Genomic DNA, 25,006 nt, shown 5'->3' on the forward strand with positions numbered 1-25,006 from the left:
TTCAATATGAAATGGAAATGTTTCTTAGGTCTGGGTCTGCTCCTGGTGGTTTGCCCTGCATTCCCCCAAAGTTCAGGGTCGAATGGGGTCTATGGCGGGTACGTCGGCAGCGCTCGTTGGTTTGAGGTGATGCGCCAATCGGCGGCGAATAGCGCGATGTTGCGCTCCCTGGGAAGGACTGAGAGCCGGCCTGTTGTTCCACCCGACTTTGTTGAAGTGGCAGGGGTATTTGCCTTCATTCACGGCAACCCGTTTCCCAAAGGGCGGATTCCCAATCTGCGCATTCGCTGTGCGAACCCGAGCGCCGACAACGTCGAGCGCAGTCCGTTCATCAGTCAAACCGAGGGGGAAGCTCCAGCCTTCTACACCGTTTTCAAGAAAGGCGAGACTTACAATTTTTCCTGGATGTATTACTTCGGCAGCAAGGAGCAATTCGCCTCATTCTCCATACCGGCCGACGCGGCGAAACAAATGCAGGTCACAATCTCTGTCGACCCCAAGGGAAAGGGCCGGATTCTTTTGGCGCGCTAGCCTCCCCCGAATTTTCGTTTGACGAATCAAACCATTTTAGATCTTAATGGCTCTATGTTGGGACTGCAAGTTCGTCGACTCATGGATGCATACCCTGTGATTTTCCTGGCGTGCCATCGGCGGCATGTCCGCGACGACGAAACGGGAAAAAGCGTGAGCGAAAACCAGGCTGGCATTCTCGATCACCTGGACGTGACCCGTCCCACCACGCTGTCGAAGCTGGCCGAGCACCTGGGCGTGAGCCGCTCCACCATGAGCATCACCGTCGAGAGGCTCGTGAAGGCCGGGTTCATCCGGCGCACTCGTGGAAAGACCGACCGCCGGTGCGTCGCGCTGACGCTGACCACGGCAGGGGCGCGGATCAAAGAACACAACACCATCCTCGATCCGGAGCTCGTGGAAGAAATGTTCAGTCGAATGCGGGATCCGGAACTCGAAAATGCGCTGCGGGGAATCGAATGCCTTGCGAAACACGCCGGCATTGTACTCCGCCAGCGAAGCAGGGAGCGCAAGCGATGAGAATTTTCATTGCAGTGATTGGCGGGTTCGTCCTCTTGGTGCTCTGTGTCGTGGTCATCGGTGCACTGCTTCCGAAGCGGCACGTCGCTTCCCGCCGCGCCTCGTACCACGCGACGCCGGAACGCCTCTTTTCCTTGATCGCGGGCTCACAAGACTGGCGCCCCGACGTTGTGCGATACGAAGTCATTTCTCGCGAAGGAAACCGGGAAGTCGTTCGCGAAACAACACGGAACAAGGAGACAATCACCTACGAGGTGCTCGATCCGGTGGCGCCGAGCTCCCTCAAGCGGCGGATTGCTACAGAGAAGCTTCCTTACTCCGGCACATGGAGCTATACGCTGGAGCCCCGGGGCGAGACAACGATTGTCCGGATCACGGAAGACGGCGAGGTCTATAACCCGGTGTTCCGGTTCGTCTCGAAGGTGATCCTGGGACACACGCGCACCATCGATGCCTATCTTCGAGCCCTGGGGAAAGCGACCGGACAGGAGGTCCGGATCGAGGACTGATTTCGTCACTATAGAGGTAGGCCTGGAGCTCGTGTTACGGGGGCCCTCTGCAATCTTTGGCAAGCCGGTAATCCGCACAAGTTGATCGGCCGAGGTGCCTGCGTCATCGGTTTGACGGATCCTTGGGTGTTGCTCCCTTTTCACCCAGGCTCAAGTGAAAATTTCAAATGGAGACCTGACGCTGGCGTGCTTGAAGAGCCGGCGTCTATTCAAGAGCGATCACTCAATTGGTCGTCGCTGAGAACTTCACACCGGTGAGGGGGGTTCCAACCTCGCCGGAGATGTCATGGAGAAGCGGGCATTCCGCCGTCCCTTCCACCTCCGTCGGGGTCGCCTTGGTGAGAGTAATCGTGCATTTGCTCTTCCCCTTGGTGTACCTGCTGACTGAACTGCCCCAAAACATGGATATGCCGGAAAGGCTGAATGGGCCTTCCAAATCGACCTTTCCCGGGGCCTGGTACATCAGGACGATATTCAGATGGGCGTTCTCCTTGGGCTTGGGCTCGGACTTGAATACCAGCGTGGCCGTCGTGAAGCCCTGGGTCTGCTTGAAACCACCCTCCACAAAATTGTAGGTGAGCACCCGCGAGCCATACTTGAATGAGGCGTGCCCGGTTTTGGCCGGCACCCCCTCAAACTTCTGCGCCAGCGCAGGCATGGCGCAAGCCAGGAAGACAACCGCGAGACTGAGCATCAGTAGAACTTTGTGTTTCATCGGGAAGGGCCTCCTGTGTAAGTGAACAGCCAATTCTATCGAATCGAGGCTTCCCTCGATCCGGGAGGAGGATACCACGGATAGGCAGCAAATGAATGCACCCAGGACACGCCCTTCCGGGGCACCACCCCGTCATGTGCAATATCCATGGCGCGCGACAGTGGCCGCTAGTTTTGTCAGGATCATGGATCGATGGGGACAGACGCCCGTTCTTAGGAAATTTGAAAGAGGACTGCTCAGGGGTGTCTCTCCCCCTTTTTTTTGAATAAGTGCGTGCCAATAGAAAATGCAGAAATTTGAGTCAGGCCTGCTCTCCCATCTGGCGCCATCCCGGCCAGGATAAGAATCCCCATGTCCACTAAAATGCACCTCATCTACGGGCGGGCCGGGACAAGCTGTTTCAATTTTTGTTCGGCGCTGTCGCGAATGGCATTCCGCCGCGGTTGCGGGTAGGTTGTGTCCTTCGCGAGCAGTTCGAGAGCTTTCTTTGCGTTCTCGATCGCCAAATCCTTCTGACCATCCGCCACGTAGGCGTCCGAAAGGCTGTCATACACGTTGGGGGAGTTCGGAAATGCCGTGACATTCAGTTTCATTATCTCGACCGCCCCCTTTGCATCCCCCAGCTGGAGATGCTCGTAACCGAGCAGGTTGACGATGCGTTCGGGGAACAGGTTGGCTTTGGGATCGCGCTCGCGCGCCTCCGCCAGCATCTTCGCGGCTCTGCTGGCGCCCCCGGGCTGATCGATCACTTCCAACGTTTTGAGCAGTCGCGGCTCCAGCGGGGATCCGTTCGTTCTTGGAACGCTTTCCGGCCTCTTCATCAGGACGGCCCCCCACCACTCCGCGATCAGTCCCGGCAGCTCCGTGTGAACCGCGAACATTTCCGCGCCATGCCCTCCCTTTGCATAGGACTCAAAGCGGCTGGCCGGGCTGGCAGACAGGCTGAACTGCCACCGCATGGTTTCCGTGAAACTGCCAAACAAATCATCCTCCGCCGCTGCGGTGAAGACCGGCAGATTCTTCGATGATTGCAGGAACCGTCGTCCCTCGCGATCGGTGCTGCCGGAGAGCAACACGAGCGACTTCACCTCCGGGTGCCGCCGGGCCAGCCGGATGGAGTTGTTGACCCCGCAACTGGCTCCCCCGGCGCCAATCACGTCGCGGGCGACCCCCGGCTGGGACACGAGATACTGATAAGCCACGTCGATATCGCCGGGCCAGGTCTCTGTGATGATCTTGTTTTGTTCTTGGGGGGTCAGCTTGTCAAAAGGAGTGCCCCCACTCTCTCCAAACCCCCGGTAGTCCATGGTCAGAACGTTGATTCCCGAGGCGGCGAGGCGTTCGGCGAGCACGTCCCATAATTTCCGTTGTTGGTTGCATTGATGAAGCAGCAGGACCCCAGGACCCGGCTTGGCCGCAGCAAAATACGTCGCCTTGAGAAGGATCCCGTCGGGCGCAGTCAGAGTGACGGTTTGCACCGCGAGCATCGGCGTTGCCGCAATGCTCAGCGGGAGTAGAAACGCTAAAAAAGCCCACGACAAAACTTGTCTGGTTCGCATGATCACCTCCATACACGATTGTAGGGTTAATTCGGTTAAAGGAAAGAAGAATGGCTCGACCCGGCCGTGGATTTCTAAAATGGCGCCTTCTGTGCCGTGATGATGAAGTTCCTTGCGAGCCAGCGGCTATATCTGCGACGGCCGAGTCGTTCCAGTTTTTTCGCCATGCGGGAGGGCGGTATCAGCCAGTTTCCCGCGTGGAGAACAAAGTTATAAAAATCCACTCGAAGGACTTTAAAACCAAGCTGCTCCAAACCTTCAATCACCTGAGTGTCGCGGTACAAGCGGATGTCCTGACGATTGCTCATCCTGGACCTCAGGTCGGTGAGACGGGCGGGGAGGGAATTCAGCATGAGCAGTCCGCTGGACTGATTGGTAAAGGTCATCACGGCGTGTCCAGCGTGACGCAGCACCCTGCGCGCTTCAGCAAAGAAATCCTGGGGAGAAGTAAGGCACCCCATCACGGAAGTGGCGATCAGGCCATCAATTGTAGCATCGTCAAAGGGAAGCCTTTCGGCCTGTGCAACAATGAAACGAAGGTTTCGACACAGCGGAGTGTCCGCCGATCTCTGACGGGCGAACTCCACCATGCGGACGTCATGATCGGCCCCGATGAGGGAGGCGCCCTGATCGCTGCATGCGCGCATCAGATGGCCTGTCCCGCATCCCAGGTCGACCCATCGCTGTCCGGGGAGCATGATCTCGCCGCAGATTCCCAGGGCCAGTTCACTGGCCCGCCTGAAAATGAAACTCCTGCCGGAGGCCCGGGGTCCATCGTACATGCGGTCCCACTCCTCGGGCTCAAATTTACCGGCGGGGAGCCGGGGTGGCAGAGACATGATTCTCCTCGATTGACGAAGGTTCCCGCCTTTTGAGAGCCGGCAACAGCTTTTGCCATTCGGTCAGTCTCGGTCGTTCCCGAATTACTCGAAACACCCCGGCCTGGTTCCAAAATCTGGAAGCCAGCGCAGTCCGCGGGTTGGCACGCCGGAGCTTCTCCAGGATGGCGCCGATGAGTCTATCTTCATCCAGATGTTTTACGTCGGGGCTCACCGCGATGACCACCCGACTCAAACCCTCGTGCTCCTGCATTTCCCAGAACTGGTAGCAGTCGGGAGGGGCCCCCATTTCTTCGAGAGAAGCGCTGATCATGCTGTCGAGTTCCGAAGTCAACAGCGACATTCCCTCCACCGTCAGCTTTTCATAACTGTGGACGTTTGAAAGGTGCACGTCAAATCCGATCTCGCCAAAAAGGCAGCCGCACCGTTGGGTATTCAGCCGACCACAGTCTCCCAGCTCGGTATTCAGCATGATCCTGGCCGTGTGAGCAGACAGCGTTGTAAATAGAAAGCGTTCCACTTGTCCTTCCCTTGTCCCGGCCTCTTGGCCCAGAGGGATCAAAGCAACCCGGTCCGTATACAAATGCATGTCGTCCACAACGGAGCGGTGGGGGCAGGCGGCGCCGATCAAGCCGGTTTCGGTCGCCACGTAACGCGGGTACGCCTTCAATCCGGCGGACTCGATGAAACGCCTCCGGCTCTCCGTCAGCGGCTCCCCTCCCGTGAAGATCACGCTGCCTTCCAGATCAGTTCCCTTCTCCAAGGCTGCCTGTGCAATTCGCACGGCGGAACTTCCGTAGGTCCTCACGACGCTGAGGCCGTTTGTCTTTCGAGCCCCCTCCATCCATTCCACGATCCTGCGAGCGCCAGACAGGTCCACATATTCGGGCCGTGGCACCGGGAGGCCGCACGCCCTGCCGCCCCAATAAAGGAACTCCAGAGTCAGACGGGTTTCCAGTGAAACGTCAGCGAAGCGGGTGGGCAGGTGCGAAAACCATTTCTCCGGAACGACCCCGAGCTTCAGGTTCATGAAGAGGTTGTGAATCCCCGCGACGCCCGGCAGGACCGGATACCAGAGGGCCAGAGGGGCCTGCAGCACGCCATGCAGGGTGTAAAGCAACAACTCGTGGGCACTCTCTTCGGCAATGAAATCCCAATCGTATACCGCCCGGGTGCTCTTTCCTCGACTTCCGCTCGACGAGCCTTCGATGCGCCGGCCCATCAGAAAAGGATTTTCAAAATCAGTCCCCCGGGTGTGCAGGGTTAGACCGGGTCGGCAGATCGGAGTGAGCGACTTGAACTCCTCGAGGGTCAGGTAGACGCCTTCATCCCGGAGACCTTCCAGGGTTTTCTCAATCCCGTGCGATCTGACGTTCGCCTGAAGATCGCTGAATTCGCACCCGGCCCAAACCAGCAGCCGGCGCAAGGGACTGCCGGGAATGTCGTACATCAATCGTTTCGCAAAATCGATGAAATGATTTTCTCGATTGGCCAACCGTTGGGTGAGTTCATGAACGGCCTGAGGGTAGGTGACCGGGTTCTGGACGAAATCCCGAAATCCGCTGGCCAGAAGTGCCAGTTGTTTGATCCGCGAAAGTCTCATCTCGTGGGTAAAAGGCTGGTCGCAATCTTGTCCAGGAAGGTCAGGTCCATATAGTTCGACGGAACCCCATTGATGTATCCCAATTCCAGCATGAGGTGCAGGATCCCTTCCATGGCCTTCTCGTTGCGCAAGGCGTCCACATTGGGTTGATTTCTCCGGAGGGCCTCGCGGATGAACCGACGATTCACGCCGATGTACCGGGAGGCGATCTCGGAGGCTTCCTCCGGATTCTGGGCCACAAAGGCCGCGCCGAAAGCGAAGGCCCGAACCATTCCTTGAACCACCTCGGGCGCTTGATTCTTGAATCCGAGCGTGGTGGTCAGGGAGCAACCGGGGGCTCCTTTCCAAAGGTCTCCAGTCCTTCGAATGACTTTCCCCACTCCCAAAGCCTCCATCATGGTCGCGTAGGGCTCGACCATCGAAGCGGCATCCGCTCCCTGCCCAAAAAATGCAATGATGGCGCCATCCCCCGAAGGTTGCCTCATCAATTCAATGTCGGCCCACCCGAGCGACTTGATCAGTCCCATGGCGGTGAGGTCTTTAATTCCGCCGCGTTGCGGGATGACGACTTTCCGGACCTCCGCCAGGGTGATGCCCGTTCGCATGACGATGGCAGCCTCATCACATCCCGAGCCAGCCAACAAGACTAGGCGGGGATTTTCCGCGGACACGACTCGCGTCCAAGGCATGACCGCAAATTGACATTCGCCGCTCGCAAGCTTGTGGGGAACCAGCCATGCGGTCGCCGCGATTTCCAGTTCCGCTTCCAGCCCCTCCGCTTTCAAGAACCCCTTTTCATAAGCAGCATAGGCCGGCATTTGGCAGATGCCGCGCAACAATGAAATCTTTATCTTAGTCATAGGCTTTGATTATCGGGTTTGCTTTCGTTTACAGTCAGGGAAGGCAGTTGCGAGTGGCTAAAACGTCGCCATCTTTTCACTTAGAATCGCCGACATTATATGCGGACGGCAACTATCGAACAACAGGAAAGAACAAAGGGATTCCCCGTCGAGACAATGGGGGAAGGGTGGGAGATTTAGAGTATAGAATTGAATCACCCGCATGAAGGGGCCCGTACCCGTGCAATCTTCACTTGGATCGGACGGGGACAGACGCCTGTTCTCAGAGAAATGTGAAGCTTGCTTGAAATTGGGTGTCTGTCCCCTTCTTCAGTTGGGATATGCGACCCGTTCCTCTTCGGTCATCTTCCGGAACGCAAGGTATCCAGTTGGATTCTGCCTTGTTCGATGAATCCGCGAAGCTGGACCAACTGATCCCGCGAAAGCAGGACGGTGGTTTCCTTCAAGCGGCACGTTCGGATGGCAAATTCGATCGGGCTGGTCCGCTGTCGGGCCAGAGCCGCGACCCGGAAGGAATTCTTCATGGTGTAAACGGCGTCAAAGGATTTCAGAGAGGTGGCCGACCAGTCGAGTTTGTTCAAGTAGTCGATGGCATTGAGCAACGGCGCGATCTCTTCATAATCGACCAGGACCCCTTCGTGAGGGTGACCGCCCTCCACGACGCCGATGGCGATCCCATACTCCCGCCGCTCACTTCCGACATCGGTAACTTCGCGGGACCGGACCGTGACACTTCCTGTTCCCGAAGCGGCTCGGGCTGAAATGCTCCCGATTGGAGTAGTGCCCCGGATGATGACCGTTCCCGGGATGTTCTCCAGACCTTCCAGTTTTGTTTCCGGAGTCGGGGGGCAGGCACTGATCGTTTGAGCCACAACGGGTGCAGCCAGAAGCAAACTTCCAAGAACAGCCCAAAGCATGGCCTTGATTTGACCCATGACATTTTCCTCCAAAAATAGGCGGGTTTAGATCCACCCTGTGAATCGTTCAGAAAGAATCGTGACAGCCCCGATTGCCTCCGGGATTCAAGCGAAGAAACAGGTGGTTGTCATTATTTGTTCGAGGCCGAGTTCCCATGGTCTGGCCGATAGGCATTCGGTGTGAAGGGGGATGGTATCACATTAATTCACGCGGGAATGGGGTTGATGATCGGATGGGGACTGACACCTGTTCTTAAAGAAACTTGAAGATTGTCTGCAAGAAGGTGTCTGTCCCCTTTTTTCCTGTGGGATGCGGGTGCCGCAGGCATGTGTTCTTTGCATGCCTGCGTCTGGTCGGATGGGGACTGACACCTGTTCTTAAAGAAACTTGAAGATTGTCTGCAAGAAGGTGTCTGTCCCCTTTTTCCTGTGGGAGGCGGGTGCCGCAGGCATGTATTCTTTGCATGCCTGCGTCTGATCGGATGGGGACTGACACCTGTTCTTAGAAAAACTTGAAGATTGTCTGCAAGAAGGTGTCTGTCCCCTTTTTCCTGTGGGAGGCGGGTGCCGCAGGCATGTGTTCTTTGCATGCCTGCGTCTGGTCGGATGGGGACTGACACCTGTTCTTAAAAAAACTTGAAAGCGGCTTGGAACCCGGTGTCAGTCCCCAAAATTCTACGGCATCTTGAACTTGGCATCGTCGATCGGAATATTGTGCCTCATTTCAAGCTCCCGGTATGTGGTGAAGGACCGGCCTGATTTGGAATTCATTAGAAACGGCACCTTTACCCCATCGACCTCTCGATAGTCATCGAAGTAGTTGTCGACCTCGACCAGGGCGATCTTCGATTGCCGCGATCCGTCCTTACCAACGCTGATTTGCAGGGCTCTTGTTTTCCCGTCTCTGCGAAGAAGAAGTCGCGTGCGCGTATCGAAAAACAGCTTGGCCGCGTTGCCGCCAGTGTCGGTGCATTCGACGACGTAGGCCTCCCGGTCCCCCACCCGGTCCTTGCCCCTGAGCTTCATCTGGGGATAGAGTTCGTGCAAATGGACCGCGCTGTGCAGACTCGAGGAATTGCCAAAGGCGGCCGATTGTGGACCCTCTAGAACATGCGCTGCCTCGCCCGGGTTCTGAGACCAAGTCACTGTTCCATCCGACCCCCATGCCCACCGGCCTGCCCCTGTCCGAATGGTCAACCTTTTGTCCGGTTCCTTGGAATAGGTTTCGATCCATTCGCTGACTCCATCAGGACTGATCCTTACCCCTTTCGTCACTCGGGTCGCCAATTTCTCAATGGCTTCGCGCCCGCCAAGCGCTTGAATGTATCCATCGATGATCTGGGGCACCGTAGGATAAGGAGTGACCGCCCCGGATGAAGCAGACTCGGCTTCTACCGCAAGATCTTTCCCCTGACCTGGCCTGTTCCCTCCGGGTGCTGGCCAGGGATCCCAGGGAGCGACTGTTGGATTTCCGCGGGGGATGACGGGCAATAGAATAGAAGAGGCATAAAGTTTGTTTCTGGCGACGGAGATCACCGGAGGACCATTAGACGGGATTCGGGCAAAGGTATCTTTATCGGCCCCTGCAAGGGCGACACGGATGCGGTGACCCTTTCTGATCAGGATCGACGTCGAGAGCAATCCAAACTTCAGTTCCGCCACTTGCCCCGGGACCAGCGGCATCCCGTCCTTCCGCATAAACGTGTGATAGGGCTTCAGCAATTTATACGGCGGTTGGTCGTCCGATATCTTTCGGTGAATGGCCCGTAATTCGCCTTCGGTCAGATAGGTGACTTTCCCGTTTTCATCGACGTCCTCGAGATAGACGAAGAAGGCGCCATCCGTGTGGGTCGAGGTTACATACAAGGTGACCATCGGAGCACCCGTGATCTCGATGTTATCGGACAGGGGCGCACTTGTGTACGAGAGCAAGCGGCGGTCCTCCTCGGCGCGGTCCGGATAAATGACCGGACCGCCGCCCACTTCGGTATGCCAGCGGTTCTCGGCCCCCGTGGTCGCTTCATAATCGATCTTGTAGGTGTCGGCGCCTGAATCGGCCTGGGGAGGCGCCGGGGAAAGCGTGTGATCTTCGGCCAGATACCATTTCTGAGGGGCGCTCCCGGCAGGAGGCCAGACCTTCGTTGACTTCCACCGTTCCTCGCCCATCGTATAATAGATGATCTCTCTCTCCGACCCGGCTCCGGCGTCGATCCCTTTCAGGTAGTGGTCGAAAAAACGCAAACACTCCGCCAACTGTGGAGAATTAGGGGTCAAAGGAGACAGGTACGGGTCGGCGTTCTGAGATCCGCCGTGATTCCAGGTGCCGATCATGACCCTTTGGGGATTGGTGAAGGTCGTGAAGCGGCGCAGGACTCCATCGGCCGTCGCGGCGTCCAGCCAGCTCCCCCATCCGTAAATGGCCGCCTTCGACTGCTCGATTTCCCTCTGATAGGTGTGAATGCTGAAGTCGTCTATGGAGAGGCCCGATTCGCGATCATCGCGATACGTGATCGCCTTGGCCGCTTGAAAGAGATCGACATTCCCGGAGTGCTCCTTCACGGCCGCCCTCAACATCTTTAGGTTACTGTCTCCGTCAACCGGCTTGACTCCCAGGTTATTGTCCAGCTGGTGATTGGCCTCGTTCCAGGTCTTCAGGATCCATTCCGCAAACACGCCGCCCGGATAGGCGATATCGCTGTAGTTGTCGAACTCCTCGAACCGGGGGATAACGGCCTTGACCGCAGCATGACCGGAGACTGCAACAAGTTGAGCTGTTCCTCCCTCGTAGGAAGTGCCCAAGGCCCCGACTTTGCCGTTGGACCAGGGTTGACTGACAATCCAGTCGATAATCTCGCGGTCATCCAGGATCTCTTCGCGCGAGAAGGGAATTCGCCAGGTGCCAAAGGAAGCGCCGGTCCCCCGGACATCGACCAGAACCATCGCATAGCCATGGCTGATGAAGAATAACTTATCCGGGCCGGGGCCTTGTACACCCCGCGCGCGCCAATAGCGGGTGAGATTCAGCAACGCGGGAATTCTCTCACCCTCCGGCAGGCCCTTGGGCAAGGCGACATCAACGGCAATCTTCACTCCATCTCGCATCGTGATGTAAAGGGAGTGCGTGCTGGCAGTGTTGTAGAGCCTTTCAGAATTGATGCTCGACGAGGGAGTAGACTCGCTCGTAGGAGGGGTCGATGGACCAGCCTTTTCGGCATGTGGCAGAAACGCCGCTGGAGAGCTCCCCAGAAGGAGGAAAATACTCAGAGAAAATGCCAGCAACCTCGAGCGCATGCTGCCTCCTGGCCCCCTGACGCGCGGCCCCAAGGGGTTGGCGAAAGATCATCTCCCCAAAGAGAGCTGGGGCTGTCGACATGGAACCGTTCACTCTTGATTGAGAAACCGCATCGCGTACTCGCGGGAAAAAATAAACTCTACAACTGGAGTCGTTGAAAGGGAATGACGGTTGCCGCCAATTCATTGACCCCGGACGACACGCGGGCTGCTCGTTCACCGAATCCCTCCTCGCGGTCTCTCAAGCCCCTCCAGACTCAGCTTTACAGTGCGGCGATGGAACATTAATATGGCGTGTTCAATTTCAAGCCGTCGGGATTCGTTATGCCTGAGTGTACCATCCAAGCAAGAGCCGTCCTCAAGATCCTTGATGCCGTTCGAAGGGCGGAGGTTCGCTCCGGCGAGCTTTTCGACACCGTGAAACTCGATACGAGCGCGTTGGACGACCCCGAGGCGCGGATACCCTACCATACGCTGGTCACCCTTTATGAACAGGGTTCACGCCTGACGGGCGACGATGCGTTTGGTCTTCATCTTGCCGAACGGATCACCCCTCAGATGTTCGATGTGGTGGGTTACGCAGCGATGAACAGTCCCACCCTGGGGGAAGCCCTGATGAGAGTCATCCGTTACGATCGGATTTGGACCGATGGCTCAAAATACCGCCTCGAGCGAGAGGGACCCATCGTTCGCATTCTTTATGAGTATACGAGTCCTGATCCCAAGAACTGTCGGCAAGAATGTGAAGCCAGTTTGGCCGGCCTCGTGTGCGTCGGCCGCTCGCTCACAGGGGTCCGATGGACGCCCCTCGAGGTCAATTTCAAACACCCTTGCCCCGGGGATACCAGCGAGCATGGGAGGATTTTCGGAGCGCCGGTCCGATTCCTAATGCCGGCGAACGAAATGGTCCTCGACCGGCAGTTGCTGGATCAACCCTTGGTCAAGGCCGACTTGGGCCTTTGCGCAGTCCTCGACAGGCACGCCACCGAGATGTTAGACGGACTTCCACGGCAGGTCGATCTTATTGCACGCCTCCGCCGGACCTTGGCTCAGTCTCTGCGCGGGGGTAGCCCTGGCGTTGAAGCCCTGGCCCGGGAATTGGGAATGAGCACACGGACGCTCCAAAGAAGGCTGAGTGAGGAAGGAACTTCGTATCATCGCTTGCTTGAGGACTTGCGCCACGACCTTTCCAGGAAGTACCTTCTGGAACCGGGATTAGCGACCGGGGAAGTGGCTTACCTGCTCGGTTTCTCGGAGCCGAGTGCGTTTCATCGGGCCTTCCGACAGTGGACCGGGATGACACCAGGAGATTACCGCCAGCGAACTCGCCGGACGTGATGGCGGGTGGGTCCATGGGAGTGGCACGACCTCAAGACAGCAACAAGGAACCTAGGGTCAGCCTTCAAGGGGGTTGATGCCGAAATCCATACAGACCAGGAAGGCGTCCGAACTGGCGGGGTGCCGCAGGCATGCGTTTTGTGCATGCCTGCGTCTGCTGGAATCCTGAAGACCATCTGTACTCAGGGGCTGATGGCGGGGTGCCGCAGGCATGCGTTTTGTGCATACCTGCGTCTGCTGGAATCCTGAAGACCATCCGCACCCCGGGGTTGATGGCGGGGTGCCGCAGGCATGCGTTTTATGCATGCCTGCGTCTGCTGGAATCCTGAAGACCATCCGGACCCAGGGGTTGATGGCGGGGTGCCGCAGGCATGCGTTTTGTACATGCCTGCGCCTGCTGGAATCCTGAAGACCATCCGCACCCCGGGGTTGATGGCGGGGTGCCGCAGGCATGCGTTTTATGCATGCCTGCGCCTGCTGGAATCCTGAAGACCATCCGTACCCAGGGGTTGATGGCGGGGTGCCGCAGGCATGCGTTTTGTACATGCCTGCGTCTGGTGGAATCCTGAAGACCATCCGTACCCAGGGGTTGATGGGGACTCACACCTGGCCTTAAAGAGATCTGAGAATTGCCTTGAACCAGGTCTCTGTCTCCTTCTCCCCATAACGGTCCTCAAAGGGAACAACCAAGCGCTTGAGATTGACAAATATTCCCGTCTTTCTCGCCAACCCTGCCATTCGTCAAGCATCTAAAAAAGGGTCTAAGGCAGGCTGGACGAGCATTGAACCTTTGAAATTCGGGCCAGTCACGAATTACTGAATTGTCCCTCGGAACTTTGAACTTGAAACTTTAAACTCTTCCTCCCTACCACCTATCACCCACCACTTAATAATCCACTCCCTGGCACCTGACCCCTGACACCTGGCACCTTCCTTGTCCCGGCCATTAAGCCCCATCTCGCTCAGGCGTGAGCCAGGCGGAGGTGGCGGGCGGCAAGGGCCGTGGTGAGCGCTACCGCGGCGATGGCGAGGTAAAGCGCCGGGCGGGCAGAGGCATCCGTCACGCCGATGAAATCGAAGCCGGGGATAGCGTGCACGGGGCCGATGTACCACCAGACGGTGTAAATCGCTTCGAATAGCCTGCTGTTCCCTGTCATCGTCCCGCAGGCCAATGCCAATGCCGGCACGAACAGCGAGCCGGCGATGATGGAACTGGCGGCTTTCAGGTTCGACCCTGACAGCATCCTCACCACGACACCCGAACTCAGCAGCAGCGGCACGAGGGCGCCGGCCAGCCAGGCGGCCGAGAGCTGGCCCCTAACGGCATGCGCCGAGGAGAAAATCAGCGCCGTGGTAGAAAAGAGTTCCTCGCGCGCGCCGAGCGGCGACCACAGCAGCACCGGCCACAGCCACGCCGCGACAAGCACGCCGAAACGGGCGGCCGCTAGCGGAGCGGCGAATCCGGCGACGACAAATCCCAGAGTGATGACGTACCACCACCAGCGCCTCCGGAGCAGCAGCCGCAATTCGGACGCGAGCAATTGCATGATCCGCGAATCGCGCCGCGCGCCGGAGAGAGGCGATAGGTGGGCGTCCGCAGGGGCGACGGCCGCAGAGACATCCTCGGCTGCGGCGTCGCTATCGCGGCGGTCACGTATCCTGAGGCGCTCACGAGCGGGGTCGAAGCGGTGGAACATGACCGCCGCTAACAGCGCGATGCCAACGGCCACCAAAACCCACAGCAGGCGTTCGGCCACGAGCGCCATGCCCCAGTGGAGACCGGTCCATACGAAGGTCTTCGACGGCATGGCCTGCCCGATGTTGATCTGCAGGGCAAAGGATTGCTTGAAAGCGGGATTGATGGCGCGGACTGCCGCCGTCATTTCATGAAAGAAGACGCCTATCCCGGTGGGGTCGATGCGGCCAAACTGTATGACTGCGATCGACGTCGACCAGACAAACGGGTAAATCACGTTCCCCGCACCCGTGCGCAAAACGGGGGTCGTCTCGAACAACACGGCCACGGCGGCAGTCAGCGCCGTAGCGGGCAGGGCGATGAACAGGAAGGGCGAAAGCAGCGGCCAGAGCTCAATGTGCCGCGACTCGCCGCGCATCGCCTGAAAGACGAGCGCCGCCAGGGCCATCACAGCGACCATGGCGGCGAGCACGGCAAAGTTGCTGATGGATTTTGCCAGCGTGTACGCGGTTTTCGTCATCGGGGTGGCTGCCAGGATCCGTCCCACCCGCGTCTGCTCATCGCGTGCCACCGAGTTGCGCACGATGTAGAAACCGACCAGCGACAACACCGTGCAGCTCACTAAGGCCATCAATGACCCGATCCAGGCGGAGTTCAGGATGCCGCGATACTCGCCGAGACTCAGGAGAAGTTTGCCGGTGGCAGTGGCCAGACCGACGTAAACGGTGAAGGCGAGCGTCACCAGGAAGCTATAGCGGCGCACGCGCTCCCGAAAGTCGGCGCGCGCCATGTGGTAAATCGCGTGTGTGGCGCTCATGCGTGCGTCTCCTGGGACCGGGTGGACATGGCCAGCAGGTAGGCGTCTTCCAGGGTGGGCGCAGCGGCGGTGGCGCGCTCGGGCGGATGCGGGGCCACGATGCGCACCCTTACTCCGTCGCTGCGGCGCGTGGTTCCCCCCACAATGTACCTCTGCTTGAGCGCAGGCAGGTCCGCGCTCGCCACGACACATTCCCAGACTTTGCCTTCCACAGTGGCGAGCAACTGCTCAGGCGAGAGATGGGACAGCAGGCGGCCCTGCAAGATGAGTGCAATGTGCGTCGCCGAAGCTTCAACGTCGGAGACGATATGAGTCGAAAGCAGCACGATGCGCTCGCCCGAGAGTTCGGCCAGCAGGCCGCGGAAGCGCACGCGCTCTTCAGGATCGAGGCCCGCGGTAGGTTCGTCGACGATGAGCAGTTGCGGATCGTTGAGCAACGCCTGAGCGATGCCGACGCGCTGCTTCATGCCGCCGGAAAAGCCTCCCAGCATCCGTTTGCGAACCTGGTGCAGGTTCAAAAGCGAAAGCAGTTCGTCGATGCGACGGCGAGCGGCCCGGGTGTCGAGGCCTTTGACAGCGGCCAGGTACTCCAGAAATTCGACCGCGTTCAGGTTGGGATAAACGCCGAAATCCTGCGGCAGGTAGCCGAGCACGCGGCGAAGGGCGTCGGGATCGCGCGCGAGATCGATGCCGTTCCAGTTGACCACGCCTTCGGTGGGACGGCTGATGGTGGCGAGAATGTTCATCAGCGTGGTCTTACCGGCGCCGTTGGGCCCGAGCAGCGCGTGGACGCCGGGACCGAGATCGAGGGTGAAATCACGCAAGGCCCATATGCTGCGGCCGTACCGTTTACTGACGCGATCGATGGCGAGGCGCAAGGGATTCTCCTGTGGCACGGCAGTATACAGCGAGCCGCGGTCAGCCATCAATTCAGACGTCCACCTTATTGTTCTAAAGAGAAGAGCAACCGGGGTGGCCCACTCAAAACCGGCAAGAGCGACACAGCATGCCGTGTCCCCAAAATGGAGACGGGGGGGATGCGGCCCCGACATGCCTTGGGCCCCGCGTCCTTGGCGCGGTTATGCTTGGTTCTTCGGAGATTCCTGACTCTAAAATTCGACCCCAATCTTCCGGCCTCGGCCCCGATCCTCTGGCCCGGGGGATTCAATTGTAATACAATGCACTGCGCTCTGCCGGGGATACGGATAGTTCCAGGATCCGCCGGAGTGGTCGGCGGGCTTGGGTCTGGTCCGACTGGCAGCGGGGATCGATTTTCCCCAACCTCACCACCCTTCCCAAAAACTTCACCTACGAAGCCGAGATCAAGGCGGACGCGACGAACCGCGCCATTACTATCCTGATCCTGGTCTCGAAGGGCAAACAGGTTCTGCAATTGGGTACGACGGCCTCGCCGAATCGGGTGTACTTGGTGGCCTCGCTGAGAGATCCGTATCAGGAGTTAGGGCGCAAACAAGCGACCGTGAGTTGGGACCAACCGGTCAAGCTGGCCCTCTGGGTGCAGAATGGGCGGATCCGGGTCTTCACCAACGGCGAGAAGCAGCTCGACTTCAATCAGGTGAATCTGCCGCCGATCGACAGCGTCGAGCTCGCCCACGATTTCTACGGCAGCAACCAGGCGATCAGCTACCGCATGGTTCGGTTCGCTGAGTCCACGCCCGATTTCAGTCAGGTCATCGCCTCCTCGGGCCGATATGTCACTCACGGGATTCTGTTCGACACCGACAGCGACCACCTCAAGCCGGAGTCGGCCCCGGTCATTCAAAGTATTGCGCGCGGTCTCGAGACCAATCCGAACTTGAAGCTGCTGATCGAAGGACATACCGACTCGGTCGGTAATGCGGCCCAGAACCTGGAATTGTCCAAGCGGCGCGCCGAAGCCGTCAAGACCGTGCTCGTCTCGCAATTCCAAGTGGACTCGGAGCGCCTGACGACCACCGGCTTGGGATCGACAAAGCCGATCGACTCCAACGATACCCCCCAGGGACGTGCGCAAAATCGACGGGTGGAATTCGTCAAACAGTAGGCCGGAGAGGTACGGGACGTCCACAAATTCCCCCTGCGGGGATTCGAGTCCGGGTGTGACGGGGTGCCGCAGGCATGTGTTCTGTGCATGCCTGCGTCGCCCAGTGCCCAGCTAACCGCCCGTGGAAGGTGACCCGATGCGACCCTGCAGACTGCCTCGCCGGCAGGAGTAGCGGTGTCATGAGCCCATCCTCGCAGGCATGTCCGACGCGGCGGACATGCCTGCGGCACCCGCTGTTTTTCTGGATTGGAAACTGAATGGTCTGACCCAAAAAATCCTCGTGATCGCCTGACCCCGACATTCTCGACAATTTGCAAATCTTTACAATCTTCTTCGGCCAAAGGTAGGACAATCATTCCTTTCAGAAATTAGGCGTCTTTTTCGAAATCCGGAACGGGTCAGGATGCTCCGTGTAAACCTCAATCGCATTCTACTCCCCCTCCATGTGGATCTCTGAGGAGCTTTGTCTACCCACCCGGACAACGGCGGTGCCTCGCGCTCCGATTGAAATTCAGAACTGTGCCGAATTTGAGGCAGGATTTAATAGGATCGATCGAATACACAATTCAGGTTGAACCGGAGGAGATTGTGAAAATTTCCTGGCGATGGGTAGTTCTATTTCTGGGCGTGGTGATTCTTTGCCTGGCGATGGCAGGGGTACTGCGTTTTGCCCAGACGAGGAAACGAGGTTCTGCCGAGGTGACGATTAACGGGAAAACCGTTTCCATCAATTATGGACACCCGCGCCTCAAAGGCCGGAATGTGTTCGCATTGGCAGAGACCGGAGACGTGTGGCGGCTGGGAATGAATCAAGCCACCGAAATCACTTCGTCCGGCGACCTCGTGGTCGGCGGGAAAGAGTTGAAGGCCGGAAAATATTCTTTGTGGGCCAGGAAGACCGACGCGGACAGTTGGGTCCTGGCGTTTCATCCCAAGACTGGGATCTGGGGCGAGCCGGCGATGACCCATGGTTTCGTTGCCGAGACACCCTTGAAAACGGAACCCGCCTCCGACTCCGCTGAACTGCTGCTGATCTCGCTGGCAGAGGTGAATGGCCAACCCCAGATTACGATTCATTGGGGGAAGGCATCTTTGGTCGGAAGTTTCGGAGTGAAATAGTTCCGTCGGGGGCCGGTCTTCGCAGGCATGCACAGAACGCATGCTTGCGGCATCCGCCGACGAGGCTTATGAGTTGGGGATGGAGAACGGCCGGGTGAAGGCCGCGAAGCAGCGCGACCCTTCCGAATTTCCTTATTTCTTCTTAGAGGGCAAAACCGAATCTCTGGCGGCCTTGGCCACACGGAATTTCACGACCTGCTTGGCGGGAATCTTGATCGCTTCACCGGTAGCAGGGTTGCGCCCCATTCGCGCCTTCCGACTGACCTTCACCAGTTTTCCAAGACCCGGAATCACAAACTGACCGGATCGCTTCACTTCTCGAATGGCGATGCTGGCCAGGGAGTCCAGCATGACCTTGGCCGACTTGTTGTTGACTCCGCTCGCCTTGGCCAGTGCCTGGACCAGCTGAGTCTTGGAGTGGATGAAATCGTTGCTCAACACACACCTCCATAATCAGGAATCGAAAGCTTTATTTACCGCGTTTGCATAACGCTGGAGTGAGTCGCGCCCGGAAAAAAAGAGCACCACTAAGAGCGAGGTTATTAGCGCCCAATCATACCATGGCAGCTTTGGGCGATCGGAGAAGGCGTGGGAAAATGCCCAAAATAGCAGCGCCACGAGCGTATTTGAATAGAACTGGTAATGGCGAAAAAAAGCGTCCCGGATGGTGATTAAGATGGATAAATTCTCGCTGTCGATTTGAGACCAATCCAGCTGGACCTTCGGCACCACAAGGCCTCGCAATACGAAGCGGAACCGCAGCAGGTTGTCGATCGCAAGCGCGCGGACCCCGCTCACCACCAGGCCCATGGACAGAGAAGCAAGCAGAACGAAAAGAAACAGTCCGACGGTCTGTTCCTTGTCAGAGGCCGCAGCCATCCAAGCCCGGACCGTTGAAAAATGGTAGGAGGCTGCTTGCAGGGCGACGAAACCCGGCGCTATAAAGGCAATAACAATGCCGAAGTCAAGGCCGGACATCTTAACGTTTTCTGATTCCATTAGTCTGTCCTCCCGGCAATCGATGGATGCCGCAGGTGCGAGATCCCAAAGATCAACGAGCCTTGCATTAACGGCATGGAGGATCCGCCGCGGCGCTTCATCCTTTCCAGCCCGATCCAGGAAGCGACGGACCGCCATGCCCACCACCGCATCATCCTTCCCTCCCGCGAGTCCCTCCACACGCCTCAGTTTCAAACCACCATGCTGACGCGCCAGTCTGCCGCGGGTGGGGCAAGGTAAACGTCCCAGCCGCTATTTGTACGTGGCGTTGGTCCAATCCAAATCATCCCGGTGGTCGGTGAAATCCACCATCGAGACGAATGCCGGGCCACCCAGCGGGTTCATCTTCTGCACTTCGCGAAAGGCGGCGTTGTATTTGTCCAAAGCCTCCGCGTTGGGCGCAATAAAGACAACCCAGAACATCTGGGCCGATTCCGTGTGGATCGCTTCGCCGTCAATCTCATATTCGAGGATCGTGCCGTCGGCCAGCAACTTCTCTAAGAACGGCACAAAGAGATTCTTGCTGAGCGTCCCCAGCGCATCGTCCGGCGCATCGGCCTTTAATCTGTACGACGACACCCGCGTATACGCTCCCTTATGTGAGCCCGAGCGCCAATTGTAATACCGGCTGACATAGATATTGTCCCAGTGCTTCGTGGCACTGGCCAGGGCGGGAGAAGTGGCGCTGCCGTTCTTGTAAAACTGGCCCAACACGTTCAACACTCCGGCCATGGACATCGCCGACCACCACTGGTCATGCGTGGACCCCTCCGGCCGGTGCACCAGGCTGGTGTCGTCGCCGTAGCCCACGATCGTTCCATCGGCCAGCGCCTTCGCGAGGACCGTCTCATCGGCGGCGGTGGCCTTCTCCATTTGCCCCCACTGTGCTCGGGGAATGGTCCAGTTCCCCACGTAACTGTACAGGGGCGGCTTTTCCTTCGGCCCCTCCTGCGCGCGTGCCGGCGCGGCCCAGACGGCCAACATCGCAAGCGCACACACACCTGCTACCCTTCTCCACATTTTCATGTTCATCATTTTTTCTCCCTGTGAGTTCACCGGCCGGTGCGGCAGTGCCGGTGTCGTGCTGATCCCCGGAACACACCTGGCTCCATGTTCTCTTGGTGGCAGACGAAAGCTGTGGGCCCGGGTTTGGACAAGGCAACCCGCGATGTCCAAATTGTTGTTTGGTGCGATTGCTTGGATACAAAAGATGCTAGGGTTGAGGAAGAACGTTTGTCAATGAGTTTCCAATTTGTGAAGAATATTTCAAGACCCCGCTGCCGGGGAGCTGAGCGCCCTCCGCTCCCCTGCGGTGTGTCCTCCGTTCAAGCCTCGATAAGACCTGGCCGGCGCCACTGTTTCCTTATCCTACACCGCCTTAGATTGGTCCGACCCGTTGCTTATCCTATTCGCACGAAGCGACAGGACACCAGGTTCAGAAACCACATCGAGGATAATGAGTGTGAGATCGTCATCCAACGACGTTCCGTGTGATCTGCCCGACCACTTCGAAAGATGTTCGATGAATTGGTCCGCCGCGCGGTCGGCTGAATCAGAGGAACAGTCTTTGATAAGCGCCTCCAGGCGATCCTGTCCGAACAATTCTCCCGTCTTGCTGCTTGTTTCAGTGATTCCGTCGGTATAGAGGACTAACCGGTCGCCCTTAACAATGTCCAGTGCGGTGTTCTCGTAAATGGCGTTTGGAAATGGACCCAAGATCAGACCCCCCTGCGAAAGTCGACTGATCTCCCTCGTCGATTTTCTCCACAAGACCGGTGGCGGATGTCCTGCACTGGCGTACCATATCTTTCCGTTGGTGATATCCACGAAAAGGAAACACGCGGTGACGAAGGATTGTTCCAGCTTCCCCTGGAGAATGCGGTTAATCTCCGTAAGCACTCTTGCTGGATTGGAAATGGACTCTTCCTGGGAGGCGAACGCGATCTTCAGCATCGAGCCAATCAGAGCCGCGCCTACGCCATGTCCGGAGACATCGGCGATCAGGAGACCCACCCCGGTTTCTTCTTTGATCTTGATATCGTAGAAATCTCCCGCGACTGTCGACATGGGAGCATACTTTGCCGCGATCTCGACGCCACCGGGAGAACGGAGATTGACAGGGAGGTTGGCATGCTGGATCCGCCGGGCGATTTCGACTTCCTGTTCGATGGCCAGCAATTTTCTTTCGTTGGAAAAGAAGTGGTGCACTGCGACATATCCCAGGCCGACACACAACACAAGAAAGCCTGGGTGCTCGAGGTGTACTCCCCAGGGAAGGGCGCTTCTCTTCACGAGATTATCAATGGCTACAGACACCAGGGTCGTCAAAAACACGATCCGCAATACACGCAATTCGGCATCCCGCTCTTTTCCAACGAAGAGGACGTTCACAATCCATACAAAACACCACAGAACCACCAGGGTCGAGTTGATCGAGACGTCCGACAGAGGCCCCGGGCGGACCAGGTCATACGCGATGGCGGCGACGGTATAGACGATCGTGGAGCGGAAGACCCACCGCATCGAGTCGTACAAGCCGCGCCCGAAGATGTCGACGAGAAAGGCGGAAAACGGGATCACGAGCGCATAGGTGAGCAGGCCGTGGAAATATGGAAAGGTGAACGGGAAGCCGACCAACGTCTTCATCGTCGGGGTCTCGACCAACCATCGGATCCCATTGAGAGAGCAGAAGAGGCCGAAGTTGAGGAGCGAGAAATCCTTGCGTCTCAGGCGAAAGAGAGAAATGACGACTGCAATCAGCCCGAGAGACGAGACAAACAATCCGGCCGCAATATCCCCAAAATCGAGCCTGAGAGTGTCCATAGTTGCGTCCAATGATCGTGGAAGCCTGGGGACAGACACCTGTTCTCATGAAAAATGTGAAAATTGTCAGGAAATAGGTGTCTGTCCCCTTCTTATTATTGTCCCTGTTTGTTGACAAACACGTGGTACGTGACGGCATCCCAGGCGTTGTGAATGCCGGTGAAGAGGAGCAGGAGCGCCGCCGCCCCAACGCCAAAAAGTGCCCCGCCAACATTCAAGCGAGTCGCGTATGCCGATCCAGCCAGCGTTGCGTATGCGGCCAAGGGCAGCAGAACATGAAACAGCCGGTCCTCGAATTGGGGCATGTAGGCGGTTTGTACTCGCATACGTCGGGCCACGATGAGCACGTACGCGATCCCAACCAGGCCCAGCACTCCCCAGAAAATCGCCGTGGCGGCGATTCCGTGCCACGGGGCGCTGAGAACCGTTGATAGCAGCAGCACAGCTGCAAAATGAACGATGGTCGGTGTTGCAAACGCGCTGCTGGCGCGTTCCACATCTCTTACGATCGGACGGTCGGCGATGAGAGTGATGACAACGAACTGCAATCCGATCAACGCACCGGCAGATGACCCGACGATCACGTAGAAGTTTTCCCATCCGGTAAGTGCAGGCATGCTGTCACCTCATCTTCTGTTTTCCAAACCGCTCAAACCGATACGCCAGTTCCGGTCCGCCTTCCCCCTCGTATGCAAGTTGCGCGACAAGGAGCGCGAACGGCTCCGTGTAACGCGCGATCTGTAAAGGCCCGGCATCGATGGGATCGAATCCCGCGTCGCGAATCAACTCAGCGGCCACAGTTTTGCCGCTCTCCTCATCGCCGCAGTACACGAGACTCGGTCGGCTCGTCTTGCGCCGCGGTTCGTACACGTCGAAGAGCACTTCGCTGGGCACCGTGTTGAATGCGGAGACGATCCGAGCCTTGGGGATCTTCTTTGCAAGTTCTTCCGCTCCCGACGGGGTGTTCGCGACGATGAGTTTCGTGTTGCCGGTATCCATCGGCAGTGAGCAGGTTACGATCACCTTCCCGGACAAATCGCCTGCCTGCTTTACCACGTCGTTGATCCGCGACCAGTGCACGGCCAGCAGTAGGACGTCCGCTTCCTTCGCGGCTTCGGCCGGCGTACCCGCGAGTGCATTGCCTGGAGCATCGCGCGCCAGCCTCTTGAGTTTGTCGTTGCTTCGCGCGTAGCTGAATACGACGTCATGACCAGCTCGTGCGAAAATCGTTCCGAGCTTGCCACCCATCAATCCCGAACCCAAGATGCCAATTCGCATACAGCTCTCCCTCGGCGTTCGTTGCTCAACTGCCGGTCAGCGACCGGTCATTTGCTCCAGTCTTTCCGGGTACCGGGCCCCTTCGACCTTGATCTTTGAGGAGGCGCCATCGATGTCACGGAGATCGTCGGATGTGAGCTCGACAGAAGCCGCTCCCAGGTTCTCTTCCAGGCGATGAAGCTTCGTCGTCCCGGGGATTGGAACGATCCAAGGCTTCTGCGCAAGCAACCAAGCAAGCGCGATCTGAGCAGGTGTCGCCTTCTTCCGTTCTGCGACGTTGGTAAGCAAATCAACCAAGGCCTGATTCGCTTTTCGAGCTTCCGGGGTAAAGCGAGGGACGATGTTGCGAAAATCGGCACTATCGAACTTCGTATTTTCGTCGATCTTGCCCGTGAGGAAGCCCTTACCCAGGGGGCTAAATGGAACGAATCCGATCCCGAGTTCTTCCAGGGTCGGCAACCCCTCCTCTTCAGGGCGTCTCCACCACAGCGAGTATTCGCTCTGAACTGCGGTGACGGGCTGAACCGCGTGTGCGCGGCGGATCGTCTGCACCCCTGCCTCTGAAAGGCCGAAGTGCTTCACCTTGCCCTGCTGGATCAACTCCTTCACGGCTCCCGCCACGTCTTCGATGGGTACGTTCGGATCGACACGGTGTTGATAGAACAGATCGATGACATCGGTCTTGAGTCGCTTAAGGGAGGCCTCGGCGACCTCCTTGATGTGCTCCGGGCGGCTATCCAGACCAGCCTGCTTCCCGTTGGCATCGAACTTGAACCCGAACTTCGTTGCGATCACCACCTTCCCGCGGAAGGGACCGACCGCTTCGCCCACAAGTTCTTCGTTGGCGAACGGGCCGTATGCTTCAGCGGTATCGAAGAATGTCACGCCGCGTTCGACGGCCGACCGGATTAGCGCGATTCCCGTCTGCTTGTCCACGGCCGGGCCATACCCAAAGCTCATTCCCATGCAGCCGAGTCCGAGAGCAGAGACTTCCAGATTGCTTTTTCCAATTTTTCGCTTTTGCATTGCTCCTCCTTGCTACCAATCGAGACCGGTTCTGATGCTGCCTTTGCCCGCTGTGCTTCGCGCCAGCGAGCGGGTGGAACTCCTTCCCAGGTGCGGAAAGCGCGAACGAAGGAGTTTGCGTCCTCGTATCCGAGCAGGTACGCAATTTCATTCAATTCGAGGAGGGAGTTATTGAGATAGTCCGTTTCCTGCAGGATCTCTTCCGGGCAGGTGAGCTGTTTGTAGCGAGCCATTTGCTCCATGGCGCCACCGAAGTTCTCTGATGAGAGAGCGGCGAGACCGATGGGATGGAATCGTTCGGTCTTCGTTTCCGTTCCGAGCAGAAGGCCAATCGCGGGGTTGGTGCTGACTTCGCCCACGGCACGCCACAGGGCAAAGAGTTCCTCGGTGCTGAGGAGCATCCGCGGTTGCTCGATAAATCCCCGGGGAAGTCCGGCTCTGCGCAGGACCACACAGGCCGGGACTCCCCGGTCTTCCAGCTTGAGGAAAGTGCTCCCAGAAACTCGAAAGTGCTTATTCATCG

Annotated in this window: 24 protein-coding genes; 7 read left to right on the forward strand and 17 right to left on the reverse strand. The window is 58.0% G+C overall.

Annotated elements, in window-relative coordinates; all coding sequences use genetic code 11:
• The first annotated feature begins 6 nt into the window (after positions 1–6).
• The 3 genes from LAO21_18045 to LAO21_18055 all read left to right on the forward strand — a co-directional run bounded on the left by LAO21_18045 (position 7) and on the right by LAO21_18055 (position 1,559).
• Entirely contained in the window at positions 7–531 is a 525-nt protein-coding gene (locus tag LAO21_18045; protein MBZ5554623.1) for a hypothetical protein, read from the forward strand.
• Positions 532–612: 81 nt separating this feature from the next.
• Complete coding sequence (locus LAO21_18050; protein ID MBZ5554624.1) at positions 613–1,050, forward strand: MarR family transcriptional regulator; 438 nt, start codon at positions 613–615, stop codon at positions 1,048–1,050.
• On the forward strand, positions 1,047–1,559 hold the full coding sequence (locus tag LAO21_18055) for an SRPBCC family protein (protein ID MBZ5554625.1): 513 nt from the start codon (positions 1,047–1,049) through the stop codon (positions 1,557–1,559). The genes LAO21_18050 and LAO21_18055 overlap by 4 nt, the downstream gene beginning before the upstream one ends.
• A gap of 223 nt (positions 1,560–1,782) precedes the next feature.
• Here the strand turns inward: LAO21_18055 and LAO21_18060 are convergent, their stop codons facing one another.
• The 7 genes from LAO21_18060 to LAO21_18090 form a co-directional block, all read right to left on the reverse strand.
• On the reverse strand, positions 1,783–2,274 hold the full coding sequence (locus tag LAO21_18060; GenBank protein ID MBZ5554626.1) for a hypothetical protein: 492 nt from the start codon (positions 2,272–2,274) through the stop codon (positions 1,783–1,785).
• 374 nt (positions 2,275–2,648) lie between these two features.
• On the reverse strand, positions 2,649–3,833 hold the full coding sequence (locus LAO21_18065; GenBank protein ID MBZ5554627.1) for an alpha/beta hydrolase: 1,185 nt from the start codon (positions 3,831–3,833) through the stop codon (positions 2,649–2,651).
• Between the two features lie 74 nt (positions 3,834–3,907).
• Positions 3,908–4,672, reverse strand: coding sequence for a methyltransferase domain-containing protein (locus LAO21_18070; GenBank protein ID MBZ5554628.1), 765 nt, complete (start codon positions 4,670–4,672; stop codon positions 3,908–3,910).
• Positions 4,641–6,275, reverse strand: coding sequence for a hypothetical protein (locus tag LAO21_18075; GenBank protein ID MBZ5554629.1), 1,635 nt, complete (start codon positions 6,273–6,275; stop codon positions 4,641–4,643). The genes LAO21_18070 and LAO21_18075 overlap by 32 nt, the downstream gene beginning before the upstream one ends.
• Positions 6,272–7,135, reverse strand: coding sequence for an ABC transporter substrate-binding protein (locus LAO21_18080; protein MBZ5554630.1), 864 nt, complete (start codon positions 7,133–7,135; stop codon positions 6,272–6,274). The genes LAO21_18075 and LAO21_18080 overlap by 4 nt, the downstream gene beginning before the upstream one ends.
• 341 nt (positions 7,136–7,476) lie before the next feature.
• On the reverse strand, positions 7,477–8,070 hold the full coding sequence (locus LAO21_18085) for a hypothetical protein (protein ID MBZ5554631.1): 594 nt from the start codon (positions 8,068–8,070) through the stop codon (positions 7,477–7,479).
• Between the two features lie 657 nt (positions 8,071–8,727).
• Positions 8,728–11,343: a CocE/NonD family hydrolase gene (locus LAO21_18090; protein ID MBZ5554632.1), complete on the reverse strand. Its 2,616-nt coding sequence runs from the start codon at positions 11,341–11,343 to the stop codon at positions 8,728–8,730.
• A gap of 324 nt (positions 11,344–11,667) precedes the next feature.
• On the opposite strand from LAO21_18090, the gene LAO21_18095 reads away from it, so the two are divergent.
• On the forward strand, positions 11,668–12,681 hold the full coding sequence (locus tag LAO21_18095; GenBank protein MBZ5554633.1) for an AraC family transcriptional regulator: 1,014 nt from the start codon (positions 11,668–11,670) through the stop codon (positions 12,679–12,681).
• Positions 12,682–13,643: 962 nt separating this feature from the next.
• On the opposite strand, the gene LAO21_18100 is transcribed toward LAO21_18095, so the two are convergent.
• Together LAO21_18100 and LAO21_18105 are read right to left on the reverse strand one after the other, a co-directional pair.
• Positions 13,644–15,194: a hypothetical protein gene (locus LAO21_18100; GenBank protein MBZ5554634.1), complete on the reverse strand. Its 1,551-nt coding sequence runs from the start codon at positions 15,192–15,194 to the stop codon at positions 13,644–13,646.
• Positions 15,191–16,072: an ABC transporter ATP-binding protein gene (locus tag LAO21_18105; protein MBZ5554635.1), complete on the reverse strand. Its 882-nt coding sequence runs from the start codon at positions 16,070–16,072 to the stop codon at positions 15,191–15,193. Before LAO21_18105 ends, LAO21_18100 begins: the two co-directional genes overlap by 4 nt.
• Positions 16,073–16,623: 551 nt before the next feature.
• Between LAO21_18105 and LAO21_18110 the strand changes: the two genes are divergently transcribed.
• Together LAO21_18110 and LAO21_18115 are read left to right on the forward strand one after the other, a co-directional pair.
• Positions 16,624–17,238 carry an OmpA family protein gene (locus LAO21_18110; GenBank protein MBZ5554636.1) on the forward strand — a complete coding sequence of 205 codons (615 nt, stop codon included), beginning with the start codon at positions 16,624–16,626 and terminating at the stop codon, positions 17,236–17,238.
• Between the two features lie 588 nt (positions 17,239–17,826).
• The gene (locus LAO21_18115; GenBank protein MBZ5554637.1) at positions 17,827–18,357 is read left to right on the forward strand and encodes a DUF2911 domain-containing protein; all 531 of its coding nucleotides are present in this window, start codon (positions 17,827–17,829) and stop codon (positions 18,355–18,357) included.
• A 132-nt stretch (positions 18,358–18,489) separates the two neighbouring features.
• Here LAO21_18115 and LAO21_18120 read toward each other — a convergent pair whose 3' ends face one another.
• Both LAO21_18120 and LAO21_18125 read right to left on the reverse strand, forming a co-directional pair.
• On the reverse strand, positions 18,490–18,795 hold the full coding sequence (locus tag LAO21_18120) for an HU family DNA-binding protein (protein ID MBZ5554638.1): 306 nt from the start codon (positions 18,793–18,795) through the stop codon (positions 18,490–18,492).
• A 15-nt stretch (positions 18,796–18,810) separates the two neighbouring features.
• Complete coding sequence (locus LAO21_18125; protein MBZ5554639.1) at positions 18,811–19,356, reverse strand: hypothetical protein; 546 nt, start codon at positions 19,354–19,356, stop codon at positions 18,811–18,813.
• Between the two features lie 75 nt (positions 19,357–19,431).
• Between LAO21_18125 and LAO21_18130 the strand changes: the two genes are divergently transcribed.
• Positions 19,432–19,596 carry a hypothetical protein gene (locus LAO21_18130; GenBank protein ID MBZ5554640.1) on the forward strand — a complete coding sequence of 55 codons (165 nt, stop codon included), beginning with the start codon at positions 19,432–19,434 and terminating at the stop codon, positions 19,594–19,596.
• 12 nt (positions 19,597–19,608) lie between these two features.
• On the opposite strand, the gene LAO21_18135 is transcribed toward LAO21_18130, so the two are convergent.
• The 6 genes from LAO21_18135 to LAO21_18160 all read right to left on the reverse strand — a co-directional run bounded on the left by LAO21_18135 (position 19,609) and on the right by LAO21_18160 (position 25,004).
• Positions 19,609–20,391, reverse strand: coding sequence for a hypothetical protein (locus LAO21_18135; protein MBZ5554641.1), 783 nt, complete (start codon positions 20,389–20,391; stop codon positions 19,609–19,611).
• Between the two features lie 333 nt (positions 20,392–20,724).
• Positions 20,725–22,179 carry a serine/threonine-protein phosphatase gene (locus tag LAO21_18140; GenBank protein ID MBZ5554642.1) on the reverse strand — a complete coding sequence of 485 codons (1,455 nt, stop codon included), beginning with the start codon at positions 22,177–22,179 and terminating at the stop codon, positions 20,725–20,727.
• Between the two features lie 95 nt (positions 22,180–22,274).
• The gene (locus tag LAO21_18145; protein ID MBZ5554643.1) at positions 22,275–22,796 is read right to left on the reverse strand and encodes a hypothetical protein; all 522 of its coding nucleotides are present in this window, start codon (positions 22,794–22,796) and stop codon (positions 22,275–22,277) included.
• A gap of 4 nt (positions 22,797–22,800) precedes the next feature.
• Positions 22,801–23,457: an NADPH-dependent F420 reductase gene (locus LAO21_18150; GenBank protein MBZ5554644.1), complete on the reverse strand. Its 657-nt coding sequence runs from the start codon at positions 23,455–23,457 to the stop codon at positions 22,801–22,803.
• A 36-nt stretch (positions 23,458–23,493) separates the two neighbouring features.
• A complete protein-coding gene (locus LAO21_18155; GenBank protein MBZ5554645.1) occupies positions 23,494–24,483 on the reverse strand; it encodes an aldo/keto reductase in 990 nt (329 codons plus the stop codon).
• Positions 24,414–25,004: an AraC family transcriptional regulator gene (locus tag LAO21_18160; protein MBZ5554646.1), complete on the reverse strand. Its 591-nt coding sequence runs from the start codon at positions 25,002–25,004 to the stop codon at positions 24,414–24,416. Before LAO21_18160 ends, LAO21_18155 begins: the two co-directional genes overlap by 70 nt.
• Positions 25,005–25,006 lie beyond the last annotated feature (2 nt).

This window comes from Terriglobia bacterium (genome assembly GCA_020073085.1).
In the GTDB taxonomy this organism is placed as follows: domain Bacteria; phylum Acidobacteriota; class Terriglobia; order JAIQFV01; family JAIQFV01; genus JAIQFV01.

Bases quoted from the DNA above. Each gene is read 5' to 3' on its own strand.
- LAO21_18045 (MBZ5554623.1), top strand. From the start codon at position 7: ATGAAATGGAAATGTTTCTTAGGTCTGGGTCTGCTCCTGGTGGTTTGC.
- LAO21_18050 (MBZ5554624.1), top strand. From the start codon at position 613: ATGGATGCATACCCTGTGATTTTCCTGGCGTGCCATCGGCGGCATGTC.
- LAO21_18055 (MBZ5554625.1), top strand. From the start codon at position 1,047: ATGAGAATTTTCATTGCAGTGATTGGCGGGTTCGTCCTCTTGGTGCTC.
- LAO21_18060 (MBZ5554626.1), bottom strand. From the start codon at position 2,274: ATGAAACACAAAGTTCTACTGATGCTCAGTCTCGCGGTTGTCTTCCTG.
- LAO21_18065 (MBZ5554627.1), bottom strand. From the start codon at position 3,833: ATGCGAACCAGACAAGTTTTGTCGTGGGCTTTTTTAGCGTTTCTACTC.
- LAO21_18070 (MBZ5554628.1), bottom strand. From the start codon at position 4,672: ATGTCTCTGCCACCCCGGCTCCCCGCCGGTAAATTTGAGCCCGAGGAG.
- LAO21_18075 (MBZ5554629.1), bottom strand. From the start codon at position 6,275: ATGAGACTTTCGCGGATCAAACAACTGGCACTTCTGGCCAGCGGATTT.
- LAO21_18080 (MBZ5554630.1), bottom strand. From the start codon at position 7,135: ATGACTAAGATAAAGATTTCATTGTTGCGCGGCATCTGCCAAATGCCG.
- LAO21_18085 (MBZ5554631.1), bottom strand. From the start codon at position 8,070: ATGGGTCAAATCAAGGCCATGCTTTGGGCTGTTCTTGGAAGTTTGCTT.
- LAO21_18090 (MBZ5554632.1), bottom strand. From the start codon at position 11,343: ATGCGCTCGAGGTTGCTGGCATTTTCTCTGAGTATTTTCCTCCTTCTG.
- LAO21_18095 (MBZ5554633.1), top strand. From the start codon at position 11,668: ATGCCTGAGTGTACCATCCAAGCAAGAGCCGTCCTCAAGATCCTTGAT.
- LAO21_18100 (MBZ5554634.1), bottom strand. From the start codon at position 15,194: ATGAGCGCCACACACGCGATTTACCACATGGCGCGCGCCGACTTTCGG.
- LAO21_18125 (MBZ5554639.1), bottom strand. From the start codon at position 19,356: ATGGAATCAGAAAACGTTAAGATGTCCGGCCTTGACTTCGGCATTGTT.
- LAO21_18130 (MBZ5554640.1), top strand. From the start codon at position 19,432: ATGGAGGATCCGCCGCGGCGCTTCATCCTTTCCAGCCCGATCCAGGAA.
- LAO21_18135 (MBZ5554641.1), bottom strand. From the start codon at position 20,391: ATGATGAACATGAAAATGTGGAGAAGGGTAGCAGGTGTGTGTGCGCTT.
- LAO21_18140 (MBZ5554642.1), bottom strand. From the start codon at position 22,179: ATGGACACTCTCAGGCTCGATTTTGGGGATATTGCGGCCGGATTGTTT.
- LAO21_18145 (MBZ5554643.1), bottom strand. From the start codon at position 22,796: ATGCCTGCACTTACCGGATGGGAAAACTTCTACGTGATCGTCGGGTCA.
- LAO21_18150 (MBZ5554644.1), bottom strand. From the start codon at position 23,457: ATGCGAATTGGCATCTTGGGTTCGGGATTGATGGGTGGCAAGCTCGGA.
- LAO21_18155 (MBZ5554645.1), bottom strand. From the start codon at position 24,483: ATGCAAAAGCGAAAAATTGGAAAAAGCAATCTGGAAGTCTCTGCTCTC.
- LAO21_18160 (MBZ5554646.1), bottom strand. From the start codon at position 25,004: ATGAATAAGCACTTTCGAGTTTCTGGGAGCACTTTCCTCAAGCTGGAA.